A 1,655-nucleotide genomic window follows, 5' to 3' on the forward strand; every position below is an offset into this window, starting at 1 on the left:
GTAACCATTCACACCCCCCTGTCTTGCCTGGAACAGCGCGTTAGCGGGTGATCGATAGGACGGCGCAATAGGGGCTTGCGTTTCTATCCGAATCGGATTCTACGATTCTGATGCGGCGTCAGAGAATCCCCGGCCTGAAAGACATCAAACGGACTGACTTGTCCGCGATGTCGCGCGCCGAGCTTGAAGAACTGACCTGGGATTTGCACGAATTGGCGCGAACTCTGGCAAACCGTGCCGGCGAAGACTCAACAACCAGTTCCCGTCCGCCTTCCAGCGACAATCCCTACCGACGTGACGCCAAGAGCCAGCAAAATTCTGATCGCTCCGACCGGGACGATGACGGCGGTGGGGGTGGTTCTGCGCCGGGCGGCAACGCTTCCGGCGGTAACCCCGGACCCAAGCCGGCTGGCAAACGACCTGGAACGAAAGGGTTCTGGCGCCGGTTGCCGATTATGGTCAGCGGCGAAGTCCTGCACGCACCGAAGGCGTGCGACACATGCAACGCCGTCTTTGGATCCACTGTCGCGCAAAGCCGCCACGTCAGCGCCCATCTGAGCTTTGAACTCACCCGCGGCGATATGAACCTTCATGTCGCAGCTACAAAACATTCCTATCTGGCGATACGCTGCGACTGCGGTCACGAGACGATCGCACGTCCTGCGAGCGGACTGTGCTCGCACGTCGAGGGGCGACGGCGCGATCTGCAGATGAGCGAACGATGCCTTGTCGGCCCGATGCTCGCCACGTTTATTGCGGCGCTGTCGCTGCGTTTCCGGCTCTCACGCGTCAAGATCGCCGAATTCCTGGTTGATTGGCTGGGCGTTGAGCTCGGTGTTGCCACCATCGAACGCTGCATCCACGAATTCGGTCTGGCAAGCGAACCCGTGGTCGAGCAATTGATCGAAGAGGTGCGTGCGGCCGAAATTGTGCATCTCGACGAAACGCCGTGGTATCAGAAGGCAACCCTACTGTGGCTCTGGGTTGCAGTGACGGCGACCACCATCGTCTATCGGATCGGCAGCCGCAAGCATTGCGAACTCGCAGCACTGGTCGGCGATGCCTTCCTGGGTTGGCTGGTCACCGACGGGTATGGCGCCTATCGCGATCATCCGCGCCGCCAGCGTTGCCTGGCGCACTTGATCCGCAAGGCCCGCGCGCTGGCAGTGGGGCATTACGGCGCGGGATCGGGCTTCGGCCGCGATCTGGTGCGCGATCTACGCCGCTTGATCGAGCGCGTGCATGACGGCGATGACCCCGCAGCCATCAAGCGACTGATCGCGGGTATCAAATGGAACTGTCAATGTAACCGCCATGAGGTCGATACCAAGGTGCGCGGGCTGGCCGGCGAAATCCTCAATGACTGGGACGCCGTGATCGCCTTCGTCGCCGATCCGGACCTGCCGCCCACCAACAATGATGCCGAACGCGCGCTCCGCCACGCGGTGATCTCCAGGCGCATCAGCTTCGGCACGCGATCCGATGAAGGAAGCCGGTTCTATGCGGCTGCGCTCAGCGTCATTGACACCTGCCGCAAGCGCCGCACGGATCCATGGGCCTATGCCTACGCCCTCATCACCGCCGCTCGCTCTAACAATCTGCTGCCCACCATCCCTGCCCAGCTAGCGATCTGACCCGGGGGTGTGAACGGTTAC

At 61.9% G+C, this 1,655-nt stretch carries 1 protein-coding gene; it reads left to right on the forward strand.

Going from position 1 to position 1,655, the window contains the following annotated elements:
- Positions 1 to 167: 167 nt before the first annotated feature.
- The gene (gene tnpC, locus AruPA_RS21620) at positions 168 to 1,634 is read left to right on the forward strand and encodes an IS66 family transposase (protein WP_265638791.1); all 1,467 of its coding nucleotides are present in this window, start codon (positions 168 to 170) and stop codon (positions 1,632 to 1,634) included.
- Positions 1,635 to 1,655 lie beyond the last annotated feature (21 nt).

It is taken from the genome of Acidiphilium sp. PA (assembly GCF_026191915.1).
Classification (GTDB): Bacteria; Pseudomonadota; Alphaproteobacteria; order Acetobacterales; family Acetobacteraceae; genus Acidiphilium.

Bases quoted from the DNA above. Each gene is read 5' to 3' on its own strand.
- tnpC (WP_265638791.1), top strand. From the start codon at position 168: ATGTCGCGCGCCGAGCTTGAAGAACTGACCTGGGATTTGCACGAATTG.